The organism is Bacillus sp. CR71 (assembly GCF_003429245.1).
GTDB lineage: Bacteria > Bacillota > Bacilli > Bacillales > Bacillaceae_G > Bacillus_A > Bacillus_A thuringiensis_S.
In genome coordinates this window covers 1,568,112-1,587,579 of record NZ_CP031748.1, presented here as the reverse complement: position 1 = coordinate 1,587,579, position 19,468 = coordinate 1,568,112, and the positions used below count along the sequence as shown (strand labels likewise).

Below are 19,468 nucleotides of genomic sequence, written 5' to 3'. Positions count from 1 at the left end.
TCCTATCATGAACTACCTTTTTTCTTTTAGACAACGTATAATGAAACATATGAAAGATTTAGGAGGTTTCACTTCATGATAGCAACAATCCAAAATGAAAAAGTGATCGTTTCCATTTCTGACAAAGGTGCAGAATTACAAAGCGTTCGCTTAAAAGAAGACAACACAGAATATTTATGGCAAGGTGATTCTACATATTGGGGACGTCGCGCACCAATTTTGTTCCCAATTGTCGGCCGATTAGTAGATAATACATACTACGTAGACGGTAGACCATATTCATTAACACAACACGGTTTCGCTCGTGCTCTTACTTTCTCTGTGAAAGAACAAAGTGAAACAAAGATCACTTATATCGTTACTAATAATGAAGAAACGTTAAAAAAATACCCATACGAATTCGAATTACTCATTTCTTATGAGCTAGAAGGACAAAGCGTTCATGTAACATATGAAGTAAACAATCCTACTTCTAAAGAGATGTTCTTCTCAATTGGGGCACATCCTGGATTCAACTTCCCTTTATTGGATGGTGAATCATTTACAGATTATCACTTATCGTTTAATGGTTCGGAACGCTTAGAAACAAGCGTATTAGAAGGACCTTACCTTTCAAACAAAAAGCAATTAATCGCTGAAAATACAACTGAATTGCCACTTACATATGATTTATTCAAAAATGATGCGCTTATCTTTGAAAATATGAATACGAATGAAATTTCGATTCGTTCTCATAAACATAATAAATTTGTAAAAGTAGAATTTGATGGCTTCCCATTTGTCGGCGTATGGACACCAGGGGATAACGCACCTTTCTTATGTATTGAACCTTGGTATGGAATCGCTGATGAAGTAAATCCAGCAAAAGATTTCAAGGACAAAAAGGGAATTCAATCTTTACAAGCGAATGAAACATTTACATGTCGTTACAGCATCACAATCGGATAACTACTCTATCCCCTACTTCAAAAAAATATTTAAGTAGGGGATAACCTTATAATTTGGAGGTTTCTCATTTTGATTGAAGTATATATTGATGGTGCATCAAAAGGAAATCCTGGTCCTTCTGGTGCAGGAGTGTTTATTAAAGGCGTTCAGCCACCTGTACAATTATCATTACCACTTGGAACAATGTCCAATCATGAAGCAGAATACCGCGCTTTACTTCTAGCATTAAAATATTGCATCGAGCATAATTATAGCACTGTCTCTTTTCGTACAGATTCCCAGCTTGTCGAACGGGCTGTTGAAAAGGAATACGCAAAAAATAAAATATTTGCACCTCTTTTAGATGAAGCACTACAGTACATAAAAAACTTCGATCTCTTTTTTATTAAGTGGATTCCAAGTAGTCAAAATAAAGTAGCTGATGAATTAGCTAGAAAAGCTATATTACAAAATTAACGGGGGTATGAGTGTGAAAAAAGATTGGATTGCTCCTCTTGCTTTATTATTTGTCTCTTTTATTTGGGGAGCTACGTTTGTTGTCGTTCAAAATGCTATGTCTTTCGTTGGTCCATTTACCTTTAATGGTATTCGCTTTTTATTCGCTGGAATTATTTTATTATTCGTTCAAATGATTTTCTCAAAAAACACTTCAAAACAAGATATAAAACAGAGTAGCCTCGCTGGATTAATCGTTGGGTTCTTTTTATGTGTTGGCTATGTATTACAAACATTTGGCTTACTTTATACAACTTCTTCAAAAGCAGGTTTCTTAACAGGGCTTAGTATCGTTATGGTACCAATTTTGTCTTTTATCTTTTTAAAACAAAAAGCTACCATTTTTATCGTACTTGGTATTGCTGTAGCAACAGCAGGTTTATACTTATTAACAGTTGCTGATTCTTTCCAATTAAATATAGGAGATATACTTGTTCTCGGTTGTGCAATCGCTTTCGCTGCCCATATTCTTATTAACGGCTTCTTTTCTAAGAAAATATCACCTTTATTATTAAGCACATCTCAAGTATTAGCTGTTGGTATATTTTCTTCTATTTGCGCTTTCTTGTTTGAAGATTGGGAAAAATTATTTTCAGTATCACTATGGACGAATCAATCTTTTTTATTCGCACTCTTTCTAACTGCCCTGTTTGCAACATCTATTGCTTTTTTCATTCAAACATCGGCCCAAAAGCACACTTCTCCAACGAGAGTAGCAATTATTTTCGCAATGGAACCCGTTTTTGCTGCATTAACAGGCTTTCTCGTTGCGAATGAACAACTTTCTATTTCTGCTATTATCGGATGTCTATGTATTTTCCTGGGCATGATTTTTGTTGAATGGCCTTCCAAAACAAAAAAAGAAGCGCAGGCTGCGTGAAGTTATGCTTGTAACTTCCGCATAAAAGCCTTAGCGCTTTTTTTATCTGTAATTTCTTCCTCTTTCAATCGTTCTAATAACGCAACGAAATAACTACCATCAAACTGCAATTGATGTTTAATTGTCGCTTCTATTGCTGCGTTCACAATCCCATCAGACGCACCAGTATATCCTTGTCCGAACATAATAAACCCTTGTGCTTCCTCTGATAATTTAAATCCTTTCGTATGTAAGAATGAAAGATAATCTTCTACTGTTTGCATGTTATTCCCACCTACTCAAAAATTCTCCATCTCCTATCATACATGTTTTTACACGCTATGAGAATGAAATTTCTTTGACAACTTTGTAAATCGCTCTTCTAATTCGCTTGCAATGGAGGATTTCCTAACAATCTGAAGGAATATGTACAGTGGAACTTATTTCATATTAAAGGGGAGACACGATGAAACAAGCACTATTAATTATCGACGCTCAACAAGAATTAATTGATGGAAATGAGCAAGAAAATGAAGTTTTTCGTAAAACCGAGCTATTATCTACACTAAATACAGCCATGCAGAAAGCAATAGATTCCAATGCTCTTATTGTTTTCGTAAGAGATATCGATGTTGCTTCTGGCAGCGGAGAAGGATTTGAAGTACATAATCAAATTCAAGTACCTCAGTCTGCAATCTTTATTAATAAAGCAGCAACCAATTCATTCTACGGCACTTCTTTACTTGAACTTTTAAAAGAAGAGAAAATTGGCCATATCGTTATCGGTGGATGTAAAACAGAGCATTGTATCGACACCGCAGTTAGAACTGCGACTGTACAAGGATTTGATGTTACATTAATTAAAAACGGTCATTCCACAACTGATTCTAACGTATTATCTGCAGAGCAAATTATTGCTCATCACAATAAAACTTTACACGGTCATTATAACGTTGATCATTTTTCTATGGTGAGAGATATCGAGGAAGACCTCTTTCAGCCAACTCATGACCAATATCGTGATTAAATTAGCTCAAAAAAGAATCCTTCATTTAAAAGGATTCTTTCTTTATCCAAAAATTTGTGCTGCAATACTATATAGTTCACTATTTCTTTTTATTAACCGATTACTATTTTTCATCATAATTGGTGGTGTATTCACCTTTTTAAAACCAGCAATCTCTAATTCTTTCATGAAATCGTTCTTTCCTTCTGGTACATCCATTCTTAATTTTCCATTATGCCCTCTTGCTAAATCATGTACCATTCTCATCGCCATCGCATTATTTTTAGCAACGACTGGTCCTATTATTTTATTTTCTGGCGTTTGTATACTTATACCGTATCCTACTACATTTTCTTTCGTATCCTTTACAACGACACACTGCTCACTTTGCATAATTCTTTGTTTTAAAAACTCGTTTCGGCTTGTCCCAAATGCGCCTTTATCTATTTTTATTATTCCTTCTAAATCACTCTCTTTATAAACCATCATATATTCTTCATTTTCTGCACATTTATGATTCGCATTGTACGAGTTACAAATATATTTAGAAACATAGCTTACTACCCTAAATCCTAATGTTTCATATAAGGGCTTCCCTTCATCCGTAGCAATAAGCATACATGGAGTTTGAGCTGATACGCTATTCATACATGAATTCGTTATCATCTTTCCAATCCCTCTCCCCTTATAATCTGGATGTACAATTACCATTCCAATAGATGCCAACGCCTCCCCGTATAATATAATTGCTGCGCTAGCAATAAGTTCCTTTCTCTCATTCCAGACGCCGTATACAATACCTGAGTTAAAAACTGCTTCAATTTCTTCTCTGTTATAATCCCAGCCAATATAAGAAGATAACGCTACAATATCGCCTATTTGTTCTTTCCTAAGACGCTCCACCCTAATTTCCAATTCAATCATACTCCATCCCCTTATCTAGACATTTAAATCATTATTACTAAATCAACTTGTACATGTTTCCCTTTATTTGTCACACACATATGTTATTTTGACCAAGACTATATTGTAAATGAGGTGACAACATGCCCATTACGAATCGATTTTCTACCACCACTAACGGCGCACTCGCTATTACAGGTAATACTTTAGGCTTAAGTAAAATTAGTAATCAAAACCGTGCTGGTACAATCGGGGCCATTGGTGCGTTCGTAACTACGAATACAGCTTTACAAGTTCCTACTTTTCCTGCTGGTACAACATTAAACTATACACAAAATAGTTCTACCGCTATTTTAAATATCCCTGCTGGCAGTACTATTCTTTACGCAGAACTCATATGGGGAGGAAATTATTTAACTCGCGATCAAAATATTACAAGTGTTCTAGGAAATCCCGTTTCATTTACGACACCCGTTTCAACATACTCAATTACTCCTTCAGCTGTTACAGCTTCAAATCAAACATTCGTTTCAAACTCTATTACATTTGGCTTTTATACTCGTTCAGCAGACGTAACAACTCTTATTCAAGCGGGAGGTTCTGGTTCCTATACTACAGGAGCTGTCCCTGGACTTGTTGATCCTTTAGATGCTTCAAATGGATCTATTAACTCGGCTGGATGGACACTCATTGTCGCTTATCAAAACGGAACATTGCCTGCAAGAAACTTAACCATTTACGTAGCTGGTAACCGTGTTTCTGCTGATACTGGTAGTGCAGATGTAGCTGTTTCAGGATTTTTAACACCCGCAGGAGGACCTGTAAGCGGGAGATTATTCTTAAGCTCCACTGAAGGAGATGCAGATTTAACCGGGGATCAAGCATTATTTGGACCAAATTTCAGTTCATTAAATGCTTTATCTGGGCCAAATAATGCTGTAAATAACTTCTTCGGTTCTCAAATTAATAATGCTGCTGGAAACTTAGATACAACTGGGACATTTGGAACGCGAAATCAAAGTGCTTCTACAGGCACAAACATCTCCGCTGGGAGACAGGGCTGGGATATTACTTCTATTGATATTTCTCCTTATTTAACAAACTCACAAGTGTCCGCCGCAATCCGTTTAACAACTAACGGAGATGCGTATATGTTAAATACAGTCGGTTTACAAATCAACATAAATTCACCTACTATACAAGCAACGAAAAGCGTGAATAAAAGTGTTGCTGCAATTGGAGATATTCTCACTTATACAGTTACGATCCCTAACACCGGACTTCTTCCGGCGAATAATGTTACCTTTACAGACATTCTCCCTAACGGGACTTCCTTTATACCTGGCACTGTAACAGTAGATAATGTCCCGCAAACAAACGCAAATCCCGCCGCTGGTATATCTCTTGGAACAATCAATAATGGTGCTTCTCGTACAGTAACTTTCCAAGCTACTGTCGTTTCTCTCCCAAGTCAAAACCCTATCTCTAATACCGCTAATATTACATTTCAATATACACCTATCGCCGGAGGAACAACCTTTAATGGTCTTGCAACAAGCAATTCTGCTGGGACACAAATTAACCTGGCAGATATTAATGGAACAAAATCAGTCAACAAAATCTTTACCGATATTGGTGAAACATTAACTTACAGTATTGCCTTAGCTAATATAGGAAATATCGCTGCAACGAACGTTATATATACGGATCCAATCCCTAGCGGAACTACTTTCATTCCAGGAAGTGTAACTGTTAACGGAGTTACTCAAGCTGGAGCGAATCCCGCTAATGGTATATCAATTGGTTCGATTGCCGCAAATTCCACTACTACTATTTCATTCCAAGTGCTCGTTCCTTCTATCCCTCAAACAAATCCAATATTAAATAGTGGAACAACAACATATCAATATATTCCTATACCAAATCAACCTGCAGTAAGTGGGACTGATACGACAAATATCGTATCTACTCAAGTGAATAACGCTACTGTAACAATGGTAAAAGCAGTAGATAAAAATTTTGCAGATATTGGTGATACACTAACGTACACCGTTTCTTTTACAGGTACAGGTAATACAAATGCGAACAATATTATTTTTACAGATGTCATTCCTACTGGAACAACTTTTGTTTTAAACAGTTTAACAATAGATGGCACTACACAAGTGGGCGCAAATCCCGCTAACGGCGTGAACATTGGATCCATCCCAAGCGGCACAACAAAAAATGTTACATTTCAAGTAGTAATAAACACAATACCCGCGTCAAATGTCGTATCTAATGGATCAAATGCTTCTTATCAATATACCGTCAATCCTATCCAATCACCCGTTACAAAAAACATTTCTTCTAATCTCGTTTCCACTCAAATTAACAATGCGAATGTAACATTAACAAAATTAACTAACAAACAATTTGCCACAATTGGTGAAACGATAGGTTATACAATTCTTATTACAAACAGTGGAAATACAGCCGCTAATAACGTACAACTAACAGATCCACTTCCAAATGGAACGATATTAACATTAGGTTCGGTAACGCTCAACGGCGTTTTGCAAAATGTAGATTCTCTCGTTGCTTTACCTATTGGCACAATTCCTGCTGGAGCTACTTTTATCCTCTCTTTCCAAGTAACAGTTATTAATATTACTTCACAAAATCCTATCCTTAATAACGCTTTTGCCTCTTACATTTACACTGTAAATCCAGGTCTGCCACCAACTTCAAAAACAGCAAATTCTAATTCTGTTACATCTACAATTAGACTAGCAAATCTCCATGCTAATAAATCTGTAGATAAGACGTTTGCGGAAGTTGGCGATGTATTAACTTACACCTTTGCTCTTACTAACGATGGAAATGTTGCAGCAAACAACGTATTACTATCCGATTCCATCGCGAATGGCACTTCCTTTGTACCGAACAGTGTTATAGTTAACGGTGTTACTCAGCCGGGCATAACACCAGCTAGCATCAATATTGGTAGCATCAATGCTAATACTACAATTACAGCTTCATTCCAAGTAGTAATAACTAGCATTCCAAATCCAAACCCTATTTCAAATAGCGCTTTCGTCTCCTACAACTTTATCGTTGATCCAAACGCTTCACCTGTAAATAAAAACACTACTTCAACCACTACATTTACTCAAGTAAACGATGCAAATGTCATTTCAGCAAAAACAGTGGATCAAGCGTTCGCTACCGTAGGGGATATATTAACTTATACTGTTACTTTGACGAATGCAGGAAGTGTTTCTGCTGATAGTCCTACTTTCGTAGATACAAATCCAGACGGTACTACCTTTATTCCAAACACTTTTCTTATTAATGGTGTACTCCAAAATAACGCAGATCCAAATATAGGTGTTCCACTACCTTCCATTCCTGCTAACGGCTCACTTACCGTCTCTTATCAAGTAACCGTCACCTCTTTACCAACACAAAACCCAACGATAAATTCATCTAGTACACAGTATAGTTTTATTCTAAATCCGGGAGATCCACCAACTATAGAAATATCTGTAAGTAACACTGTAAGTACACAAATTAATTTAGCTAATGTAGTTATTGTCAAAGAAGTAGATTTAACTATCGCCGATGTAGGGCAACCAATCACATATACAATTTCTTTAGCTAATCTTGGCAATACTACAGCAAATAATGTTATTGTTACTGATATAATCCCTAATGGCACCACTATCGTACCAAATAGTATTTTTATAGGTGGTGCTTTACAACTAGGTGCAGATCCCAGTACCGGTCTTCAAGTCGGCTCCATTCCTTCGGGTGGTTTTACAACGATTGTTTTTCAAATAAGTGCAAATGGGCTACCTTCACCAAATCCAATTCAAAACAGCGCTTCACTTCAATATAGCTTTATCGTTGATCCAAATTTACCCGCTCTTGTTAGAAACGCTGCTAGCAATATAGTAACTACACAAATTAATACTGCTAATATCATTGCTACAAAGCTAACAAGCACAAACTTTGCTGATGTCGGTGATATCATATTATATGCGACTATTTTAACAAATAACGGGAATATCCCTGCTGCTAATGTAACGTTTACAGATATCATTCCAGCGGGTACCCTCTTCATTCCTAATACTGTAACGATTAATAATGTCCCTATAGCTAATGCAAATCCTGCTAACGGCATTTCGATTGGTACGATAGGAGCAAATTCATCACGCACCGTTGCATTCCAAGTTTTTGTACCAACTATCCCTGCTGTAAATCCGATTACAAATCAATCAGGCACAACATTCCAATATACGTATGATCCATCCAAACCCGCTGTGATGCAGATGGTTGCTTCTAACACTGTACAGACAACTATTAATAACGCCTCAATTGCCGCTACTAAATCGGCAGATAAACAGTTTGCTAACGTAAATGATATTATTACGTACACGACTACTTTAACGAATAACGGGAATACACTTGCATCAAATGTAATATTTACAGATGTAATCCCAAACGGGACATCGTTCATTCCTAATAGTGTTACTGTAAACGGGAATGCACTGCCTAATGTCAATCCAGCTAGCGGAATTGCAATCGATCCAATAGATCCGAATACAAATACGATCATCTCGTTCCAAGTACAAGTAAATTCTATCCCGAACCCGAATCCAATCCCGAACCAAAGTAATACAACGTATCAGTATGTCATAGATCCTAACTTACCTCCAGCATCCGCTAATGCGCTGAGTAACGTAATAACAACTCAAATCAATAATGCCACGATTATCGCTACAAAATCAGTGAACACACCGAATGCTACAATTGGAGATATCGTTACTTATACAATTGCAGTTACGAACACAGGAAATATCCCTGCTAGTGCTACAGTTTTAACAGATGGGCTTGGACCTGGTGCATCCTTCATCCCAAATTCCGTTACAATAAATAACGTTTCCCAACCTGGATTAGATCCTTCATTAGGGATTCATTTAGACGATATTTCACCAGGAAACACTACTTTCATTACATTCCAAGTGAAAATTCTGGCTATTCCACCTAGTGGAACTTTAACGAATAATGCTCTTGTAAACTACGAATATGCAGTGAATCCAGCTGAAACGCCAGCTATTGGTAGTACCGTTACAAACACAACAGTTACACCGATTATTGACGCTACTTTAGTAATAAATAAAAGTGCTAGTACAACTTTCGCTACGATTGGTGATACAATTACATTCACTTCATCTGTTACAAACACAGGAAATACTACTGCGAACAACATTGTTTTTACAGATACAATTCCAAACGGTACTACCCTTGTCCCAAATAGCTTTAAGATAAATGGTGTAACCGTCCCGAATGCAAATCCACAAAACGGTATCAATATTGGTAACTTAAATTCAAATGCATCGGTTACACTCAGTTTCCAAGTAAACATCACAACGCTTCCAAACCCTAATCCAATTCCGAACAAATCATCGCTTCAATATAGCTTTATTGTTGATATAAATGAACCGCCTGTTTCACGAACAGTTCAATCCAATACAACTTTTACGCAAGTAAATTCAGCTTCCGTTATCGCAACGAAAACTGCGAGCAGTGCATTTGCCGCTGTTGGCGATACAATTACGTATACAACTACTCTCACTAATAGCGGAAATACTACCGCAAACACACCTGTTTTTATCGATATATTACCACCTGAACTTTCATTCGTTCCTGATAGCGTACAAATTAATACCATCCCACAACTTGGATTTAGACCAGATAGCGGAATCTCTTTAGACTCAATTCCAGTTGGAGGAACGACAACAATTAGCTTTCAAGCTATCGTTGGCTCAATACCAGCTACAAATCCAACTTTGAACCAATCCAGTACGACATACTTGATCATTGTTGACCCTACCCAGCCACCGGTGACAGAAACAGCTACAAGTAATCCAACTTTAGTTCAAATTAATGAAGCAATTATTCAAGCAACGAAAAGTGTGGATCGACTATTTTCTGACGTAGCACCTGGAAATTCATTTTTAACGTATACAGTTTTATTAGAAAATGTAGGGAACACAACTGCTACGAATATCATTTTTACAGATCCTATTCCAAATAACACAATATTTATAGAAGATAGCGTTCGAGTCGGCGGAGTTTTATTGCCTGGGGTAAATCCAGCGAATGGAATACCAATTGGGGATATTATTGCAGGAGATTTTACAAACGTCACCTTCCGCGTTCAAGTAGTTAGTATTCCAAATCCAATTTTCACAATTGGACCTGGTGGACCAAACTCACCGGTTGTAAATAGTGCCTCCATTGACTATCAATTTATTACAGGACCTAATTTACCACTCGTTTCAAGAAGTACGACATCCAATCCCGTTGCGACACAAATAAATTCCGGAGAAATTGTGGCAATCAAATCTGTAGATAAAACTTTCGCAACGATTGGCGATACAATTTCTTATACAATTACATTAAGTAACCCTGGAAATGTCACTTCACAAAATATAATTTTCACAGATATTTTACCTGACGGAACGACATTCATATCTGGCACTCTTACAAACGATTCTGGTACACAGCAAATCGGAAATCCAGCTAGCGGGATACAGATTGGAAATATAAACCCAAATGGAACGGCCGTTATTTCTCTCAACGTACTTGTTACAAACATTCCAAGTATAAATCCTATCTCTAATTTTAGTTCCATACAATTTGAACATGTGATTGATCCTAGCCAACCTTCTGCATTACAAACAGCTGTATCTAATACAGTTTCAACGACCATTAATAGCGCAGTATTAACTACAACAAAAAGTGTTGATAAATCTATTATTTCCGTCGGGGATACACTTACGTATACAACGACTATTACGAATACAGGAAATACACCAGCTACAAATATAACTTTTACAAGTGCGATTCCTCCTAGTACTACTTTTGTACCAGATTCGGTCACTATAAATGGCATCCAGCAGCTTGGTGCACAGCCAGCACTCGGAGTAAATATACCAAATATCGCTCCTGGTGAAACAGTAACTGTTACTTTCCAAGTAAATGTGATTTCTGTTCCCCCTTCAAGCTCAATTATGGGTAACGATACAATTTTATATTCTTATACTGTTGATCCAAACGGAACTCCTGCTACTACTTCTACTTCAACAAACATTGTTACAAACCCTGTATTAGATGCTATGATAATGATGATTAAATCAGTTGATCAAACACTTGTAACGCTAGGTGATACCATTACCTATACGACAATTTTAACGAATAATGGTAATACAAATGCAACGAATATTACTTTCACCGACCTTATACCAGATGGTACAACGTTTATTACTGATAGCGTTACAATAGATGGCATCACGCAAATTGGTCTTAATCCTAATATAGGTATAACGATTGGAGCAATTGCTCCTAACAGCTCAATATCTATAGCATTTCAAGTGACGGCTACTTCTACACCTGTTCAAAATCCTATTGCCAATTCCGCTAGTGCTTCTTACACATTTATCGCTGATCCAAATGCCCCTATTGTTTCAAGAAATGTTACTTCAAACACAGTGTTCACTACGATTAATACAGCTACCATTCTTTCATTAAAACAAGTCGATAAATCCTTTAGTCGTATTGGAGACACACTCACTTATACTGTCGCTTTAACAAACAATGGAAACTCATCCGCACAAAATATTATATTTACAGATACAATGCCGAGCGGAACTACTTTTATTGCAAACACATTCTCTATTAATGGGGTTCCTCAAAGTGGTGCGGATCCATCGAATGGTGTGAATATTGGGACTATAACAGCCGGGACTACAGTAACCGTTTCGTTCCAAGTTACTGTAACGTCATTACCAACGGAAAACCCCATTGTAAATTTCTCATCAACATCGTACCAATTAGTCTCACCACCTGATGCAGAAACTTCAATTAGCAATCCTGTTTCAACGCAAATTAAAGAAGCCATATTATCCATGACGAAAAATGAAAGTGTATCCTTTGCAGATATCGGGCAAACTGCTTTTTATACTACTTCTATTACCAATGTAGGAAATACCGATGCAACTAACATTGTTTTCACAGATGTATTACCAAGTGGACTCACATTTGTTCCTAACACATTAACTGTCAATGGCGTTTTACAACCTAACGCGAATCCAAATACAGGTGTATTACTTGCAACACTTCCACCAAATGAAATATATAGTATCGTCTTTCAAGTGACAGTGAACAGTATTCCTCCTAGTAACCCAGCACCAAATACAGCATCAACGACGTATGAGTTTACTGTTGATCCAGGTAATCCGCCAGTATCGAGTACAGCTACTTCCAACACTACACTCCTTCAAATAAACAACGCAACTATTATTAGCACAAAAACAGCAGATCTTACTTTCGCGGATGTTGGTAATACAATAACATTTACACTTAACCTCCCTAATACCGGGAATGTGACTGCAACTGATGTAACTATTATTGACATTCTTGATAGTAATTTAAGTTTCGTTCCAAATAGTTTCACAGTTAATGGGCAAACCATCCCAAACGCTGATTTATCTACTGGTGTAAATATTGGTTCCATTAATGGTGGTAATACGGCAATCGTTACATTCCAAGCAACTGTTATTACACTTCCAACACTTAATCCCATTTCTAACTCTGCTTCTATCACATATCATTATGTCGTTGATCCTAGCCAGCCACCTATTACAACTTCCAATCAATCTAATACAACGACAACACAAATTAATAGCGCTACCCTTACTGCACAAAAAAATTCAAATGTATCTACGGTAGATATCGGGCAGGATATTACCTACACCGTTACAATTACAAATAGCGGAAATGTTAGTGCGACGAATGTTATTTTTACCGACCTTATTCCAGACGGAACTTCCTTTGAACCGAATAGTTTTACACTGAACGGAACTAGCATCCCAAATGCAAATATCATTACAGGCGTTCCAATTGGTGATATTGCGCCAAACGAATCTGTCATCGTAGCATTCCATATTAATGCCAATGAAATTCCGCCTATAAATCCAATTACTAATCAAGCTAGCGTTAGCTTTCAATATATCGTTAATCCAGCTAATCCTCCAGTTTCAAAAAACATTACTTCTAATAGCGTTTCAACACAAATTGAAAGTGCTATTTTAAATACGATTAAAATAGGAGATACAGCATTTGCAACGATTGGTGATACGATTACGTATACAACAACTATTACGAATACAGGAAATATCCCAGCTAACAATGTTGTATTCTCAGACCCTATACCATCGTGGACACAATTTGTTGCAGGATCAGTTGTTGTTGATGGAACTCCATTAACATCCGCTTCTATCATTGACGGCGTTGGCATAAATACAATAACTCCAAATCAAATCGTAACAATCGTATTCCAAGTTCAAATTGTAAGCAACCCAACAACGCTCACACCTGAACTCCAAAACTTAGGATTTGTTAACTTCCAATATAACGTAGGCAATGCATTACAGGCTCAACCTGGCAATGTGGAAACGAACGTCTTCGTTACCTCTATTAATTCAGCAATACTTTCAGCTGTAAAAACTACTAATACAGCCTTTGCAAATATTGGAGATACAATCACTTATACAGTTTTGATTCAAAATAATGGCAATACAAACGCTACGAATGTAAATTTCTCAGACATGGTTCCAGCAGGAACAACCTTTGTTGAAAATAGTTTTACTGTAAATGGAAGTAGCCTTCCAGGCGCAAATCCAAATAACGGAGTTAATATCGGAACAGTTAACGCGGGTAGTTCCTTAACCGTTACTTTCCAAGTCATTGTTACATCAACCCCACCTTCAAATCCGATTACAAACGTAGCATCTATTCAATACGCATTCATCGTTGATCCAGCCTCTCCTCCTGTTACAAGTACGATAAATTCTAATAGCGCTTCAACACAAATTAATAACGCGACTGTTACAACTGTTTTACAAGCAAATCGAACAATCGTATCTATCGGAGATGTAATTACGTATACAGCAACATTAACGAATACTGGAAACTTCCCTGCAAACTCTGTATTACTCATAAACGGAGTTCCTGAGGGAGCATTATTTGTTCCAAATAGTGTCACGCTCAACGGAGTTTCACTTCCAGATGCAAGTCCAACTCTCGGTATTCCAGTTGGTATTATCGCACCAGGTGATTCTGCTACTATTACGTTCCAATTTCTCGCTAGTTCTATTCCACCGCAAGGAGCAATTATCAATCAAGCCATTACAAGTTACACGTATATCGTCAATCCAAGTCAACCTCCAGTTACAGCAACATCCTCATCTAATACGGTTAACACAGCTGTTGTTGATGCATCGTTATCCGCAATTAAAAATACAGATTCTCTCGTACAATCTACTGACGGTACAATCACTTACACAGTAGTCGTTCAAAACAACGGAAATACTACTGCAAATACAGTTACTTTAACAGATTTGGTCCCAGAAGGAACTGCATTTATTCCGAATAGCGTAACTATTAATAGTGTTTCCGTTCCAGGTGCCGACCCTAACGTAGGAATACCATTAAACCCCATCGCACCGTCAGAAATCGTCACTGTAACATTCCAGGTTATCGTTCAATCTATTCCAAGCGTGAACCCAATTTCTAATACAGCCCGTATTGACTATACTTTTATCGCCGATCCAACTGCTCCTATCATCTCTCGAACAATTACTTCGAATCCAGCTTTCACACAAATTTCGGATGCGACTATCCTTTCTTTAAAAGCAGTCAATGCACAACAAGCAACAACAGGTGATATTTTGACTTATACAATAACATTAGAAAATACAGGAAATATCCCAACTACGAATCTCACATTTTCAGACACTATCCCTCAAGGGACTACCTTTGTAGAAAATAGTTTTACACTTAACGGAACAGCTATACTTGATGCCAATCCTAATGTAGGTGTTACTTTGCCTAACCTAGCTGCAAACGCTACGCACCTTATTTCGTTCCAAATTCTTATTAACGATTCATTCTCGCAAGAATCAATTACAAATCAATCCAACACAACTTATACAATTCAGCCAGACCCAGGGCAACCGCCTATTACTGAAACATCTACTAGTAATATCGTCATTACAAATTTCGTGCAAGCACAATTGACAATTACAAAAACATCCAATCCAACAACTGTTGATATTGGCGGAACTATACTTTATATTTCTGAAGTAAAAAATATCGGCAATGTTGACGCAATAAATATTAATTTCACAGATTCTATTCCAGCTGGGACTACATTCGTTCCCGATAGTGTCACAATTAACGGTATCCTTCAGCCAGGTGTAAATCCAGAAAACGGAATACCGATTGGAACAATTCCAGCAAACAGTTCCAAAACGATACTATTTCAAGTGCAAACAAATAATCCACCTACTGAAACCGAAATTGTAAATCAATCTTCAGCAACTTACCAATATGTAAGTATTCCTGCAGCCCCACCAGTAAATCGTTCTGCAAATTCTAATATCGTTACAACATCACTTCAAAATGCAAATATTATTTCTGTTAAAAGTGCGGATGTAACTTTCGTATCAATCGGGCAAATTATTACCTACACAAATACACTTCAAAATATAGGAAGCGTTCCAGCTAACAATACCGTTTTCATTGATAACATTCCAGAAGGTACTATATTCATTGAAGATAGCTTAGCAATAAATAATGTAATTCAGCCTGGCGCTAATCCTGAAAACGGAGTAACTCTCGGCACGATACAACCAAATGAAACAGTCACTATTTCATTCCAAGTACAACTTACAAATATACCAGAGGGCAATACAGTCATTAATATTTCAGACACTTCGTACGAATACCAAATTGACCCTAGTTCTCCAATTATTCAGCGTAGATCGTTATCAAATGCAGTAAATACTGAAGTGCGGACGGCAAATGTTAGTGCCAGTAAATCCGCCAATAGATCCATTACACGCATTGGTCAAATCATCACATATACAGTCGCAGTTACAAACGCCGGTACAGTACCTATTACAAATACTCTCCTAATTGACGCAATTGCAGCTGGGACCACATTCGTTCTAAATAGCATTCTTGTAGATGGCATACCGAGACCTAATGAAAATCCAATTACCGGTATCAACCTTGATATTATCCTTCCAAATAATACAATTATTGTTACTTTTCAAGTAAGCGTAGTCTCTATACCGCCACAAAATAACATTAATAATATCGCAGTCATTCACTATGAGTATGAACCAGACCCAAGCGCACCACCAATTTCAGAAACGACATCTTCCAATAGTACAAATATACAATTTATTGATGCTATTCTTATTGCTACAAAATCCGCTAATACTGTATTAGCTAACATTGATGAAACCATTGAATATACAGTATTCATTCAAAATAACGGATCGACTACAACTAACTCCATCTTTTTTACAGATACTATAGCGGATGGAACAGTATTTATTCCAGGAAGTGTAATAGTTAACAATACTGTACTTCCTGCAGCAGATCCGAATATCGGCTTTTCCATTCCTAATGTCGCAGCAGGTCAAATAGCTACAATAACATTCCAAGTTTCCGTTACGAATTTACCTGTTGTAAATCCAGCACCTAATACTGCAAACATCGTCTACGACTTTATTTTCAATCCTGACTTTGCACCAATTCAAAAATCTACTACTTCCAATACTACTTTCGTTCAAATTAATGATGCTGATATCGTTTCACTTAAAACTGTTGATTTGACCTCTGTAACAATTGGTGACATTTTAACTTATACAACAACTTTAACGAATACAGGGAATACGGATGCCACTGCTGTTGTATTTACAGACAATATACCTGATGGAACAACTTTTATTGACGGTAGCGTTTTAGTAAATAACATTCCTCAGCTTAACGCCAATCCAAGTGCAGGTATACTTGTAGGAACGATTACTCCTAACACTTCTATCCCAGTCACATTTTCTGTTACCGTCGTAGCTCTTCCTGCTAGCGGCCATGTTCAAAATCAATCAACTTCTCGTTATACAATAAACGCGGAAGAACAAATATCGACTAGCAATATTACCTTCACTGAAGTTATTTCTGCTAATGTAATTGCGACAAAAACAACGCCTATCCAATATGCTGACTTACAAACTATCATCCCTTATACAATTTCCATCATAAATAACGGAAATATACAAGTCGAAAACATTATTGTTACAGATATCATCCCAGCAAATACGAGCTTTATAGAGAATAGTGTTATCGTGAACGGCAATGCTCGGCCAAATGACAACCCTCTTAACGGTATACAAATTGATAACATTCCGCCTAATACGACAGCAACTATTCTATTCCAAGTACGGGTTACTTCGATTCCACAAACAAATCCAATCTCTAACACGAGTACAATTGAATATGAATACACGGTACCAGATCGACCACCTATTACCGAAACTATTATTTCATCAGCTGCCGCAACAGAAATTAATCACGCGAATTTGAATAGTAATAAGGCTGTTGACCTTGCATTTGCAACGGTTGGTGATACGTTAACGTATACGATTACACTAAATCAAACCGGTAATGTTGCAACAAATGATGTAAACATTCAAGATATTATTCCTCAAGGTACTACGTTTATAGAAAATAGCGTCATTGTAAACGGAGAAGCTCTTCCAGGAGTGAATCCAGTAAGCGGCATACCAATTGGCACTATAATTGTTGGTGGAGATGCTATCGTTTCATTCCAAGTAACTGTGACTTCTATTCCAACACCAAATGAACTAAACAACAACGCAATTACTACTTTTAACTATATAGTCAACCCAAATAACGTACCCGTTACAAATACGACTACAACAAATACCGTCACAACTACTGTCCAAAATGATAATGTCATTGCCATAAAATCTGTTGATGTAACGAATGCCTTACCTGGTCAAACTTTAACGTATACAATTACGATTACGAATAGCGGTAATGTAACGATTGAAGACCTTCTTGCCATAGACACCGTACCAATAGATACGACTTTTGTTGCTGATAGTGTTACGATTAACGGAATCAATCAGCCTAATGAAAATCCTGAAAATGGTATTACGTTAGGAAATCTTGCTCCTAATGAATCTGTTATTATTACGTTCCAAGTGACAATATCTTCTTCTACTCTTCAATCTACAATTAATAATGATGCTTCTGTTTCCTATACCGTTATCATTGATCCAACAAAACCACCTATTACAATTACAAAACAAACAAATACCGTTACAACGACAGTCATTGATCCGATGGTTCGCATTGAAAAAACAACTGACAAATCTATTGTCGTTATAGGAGATATCATTACATTCACATTAGCGGTATTTAATCACTCCCCCATTCCGACAATCAGTACTTCTGTTATAGACAGCATTCCAGCTGGTACAACATTTATAGAAAATAGCGTAACAATTAACGGTACTTCGGTTCAAAATGTTCGTCCAGACACTGGTATTAATATTGGTTCTTTATCTGCAGATACAGTAGCAACTATAACATTTCAAGTTCTCGTAACTTCTATTCCTTCAAACAGTACAATTATAAATTCTGCAACAGTTACCGCTGCTTTTCAATTGACACCACAGGATCCAATTATTACTTTCATTGTTAATTCAAATATTGTTCGTATACCAGTTCAATTTGTAACTGCAACAGTCATGAAAAACGCTTCCGTCAGCTCCGCTTATTTAAACCAATACTTTGATTACACGGTGCGTATTACAAATACTTCCGAAATTTCACTCTCAAATATTTCTTTACAAGATACCATTCCAGCAGGTTTACAATTTATAAACGGCACTGTCTTTATTAACGGTGAACGCTCTCCACTAGCGAACCCAAATATCGGTTTCCTAGTTGCCACTAATTTAGAGCCAACTGAAACAATTATCGTGTTATTCACCGTACAAGTAATAAGTCCACCTATTAATAATCAATTTAAAAATACGGCCAATATTTCGTTACAACTTCAAGTCTCGCCTACCGATCCACCAATTACAGTAACCGTTACAAGCAACGAAAACATCGTCACCTTTGTTCCAGAAAATCCAGACGAAACACTTCCAAATTTAAATTGCTTCTTTGACGGTGAACGCTTCATACGGATTACTCCCCAAAATGCAAGAAATTACCTTTGGACTTGGATTTGGTGGAATTAAATTAAAAAAGAGATTGTAGTTTGGTTGAAACCAAATTACAATCTCTTTTTCATTGCCTTTATCACACTACGTTATAACTCG

General features: G+C 37.0%; 7 protein-coding genes. 5 read left to right on the top strand and 2 right to left on the bottom strand.

Translation table 11 applies throughout. From position 1 onward, the window contains the following. Positions 1 to 75: 75 nt before the first annotated feature. The 3 genes from DOS87_RS08210 (at position 76) to DOS87_RS08200 (ending at position 2,323) form a co-directional block, all read left to right on the top strand. Positions 76 to 948, top strand: a complete 873-nt coding sequence (locus tag DOS87_RS08210; RefSeq protein WP_151618773.1) for an aldose 1-epimerase family protein — start codon at positions 76 to 78, stop codon at positions 946 to 948. A 69-nt stretch (positions 949 to 1,017) separates the two neighbouring features. Then, positions 1,018 to 1,404, top strand: a complete 387-nt coding sequence (locus DOS87_RS08205) for a reverse transcriptase-like protein (RefSeq protein ID WP_000573877.1) — start codon at positions 1,018 to 1,020, stop codon at positions 1,402 to 1,404. A 13-nt stretch (positions 1,405 to 1,417) separates the two neighbouring features. Next, positions 1,418 to 2,323 (top strand): DMT family transporter, encoded by a 906-nt coding sequence (locus DOS87_RS08200; protein ID WP_063675165.1) that lies wholly within the window; start codon positions 1,418 to 1,420, stop codon positions 2,321 to 2,323. 2 nt (positions 2,324 to 2,325) lie between these two features. Here the strand turns inward: DOS87_RS08200 and DOS87_RS08195 are convergent, their stop codons facing one another. Further along, a complete protein-coding gene (locus tag DOS87_RS08195) occupies positions 2,326 to 2,586 on the bottom strand; it encodes a DUF6123 family protein (protein ID WP_001195212.1) in 261 nt (86 codons plus the stop codon). 182 nt (positions 2,587 to 2,768) lie between these two features. On the opposite strand from DOS87_RS08195, the gene DOS87_RS08190 reads away from it, so the two are divergent. After that, positions 2,769 to 3,329: a cysteine hydrolase family protein gene (locus DOS87_RS08190; protein ID WP_000806325.1), complete on the top strand. Its 561-nt coding sequence runs from the start codon at positions 2,769 to 2,771 to the stop codon at positions 3,327 to 3,329. A 42-nt stretch (positions 3,330 to 3,371) separates the two neighbouring features. Here the strand turns inward: DOS87_RS08190 and DOS87_RS08185 are convergent, their stop codons facing one another. After that, positions 3,372 to 4,232, bottom strand: coding sequence for a GNAT family N-acetyltransferase (locus DOS87_RS08185; protein ID WP_000571020.1), 861 nt, complete (start codon positions 4,230 to 4,232; stop codon positions 3,372 to 3,374). Between the two features lie 122 nt (positions 4,233 to 4,354). Between DOS87_RS08185 and DOS87_RS08180 the strand changes: the two genes are divergently transcribed. After that, a complete protein-coding gene (locus tag DOS87_RS08180) occupies positions 4,355 to 19,387 on the top strand; it encodes a beta strand repeat-containing protein (RefSeq protein ID WP_208730237.1) in 15,033 nt (5,010 codons plus the stop codon). The last annotated feature ends 81 nt before the right edge of the window (positions 19,388 to 19,468 follow it).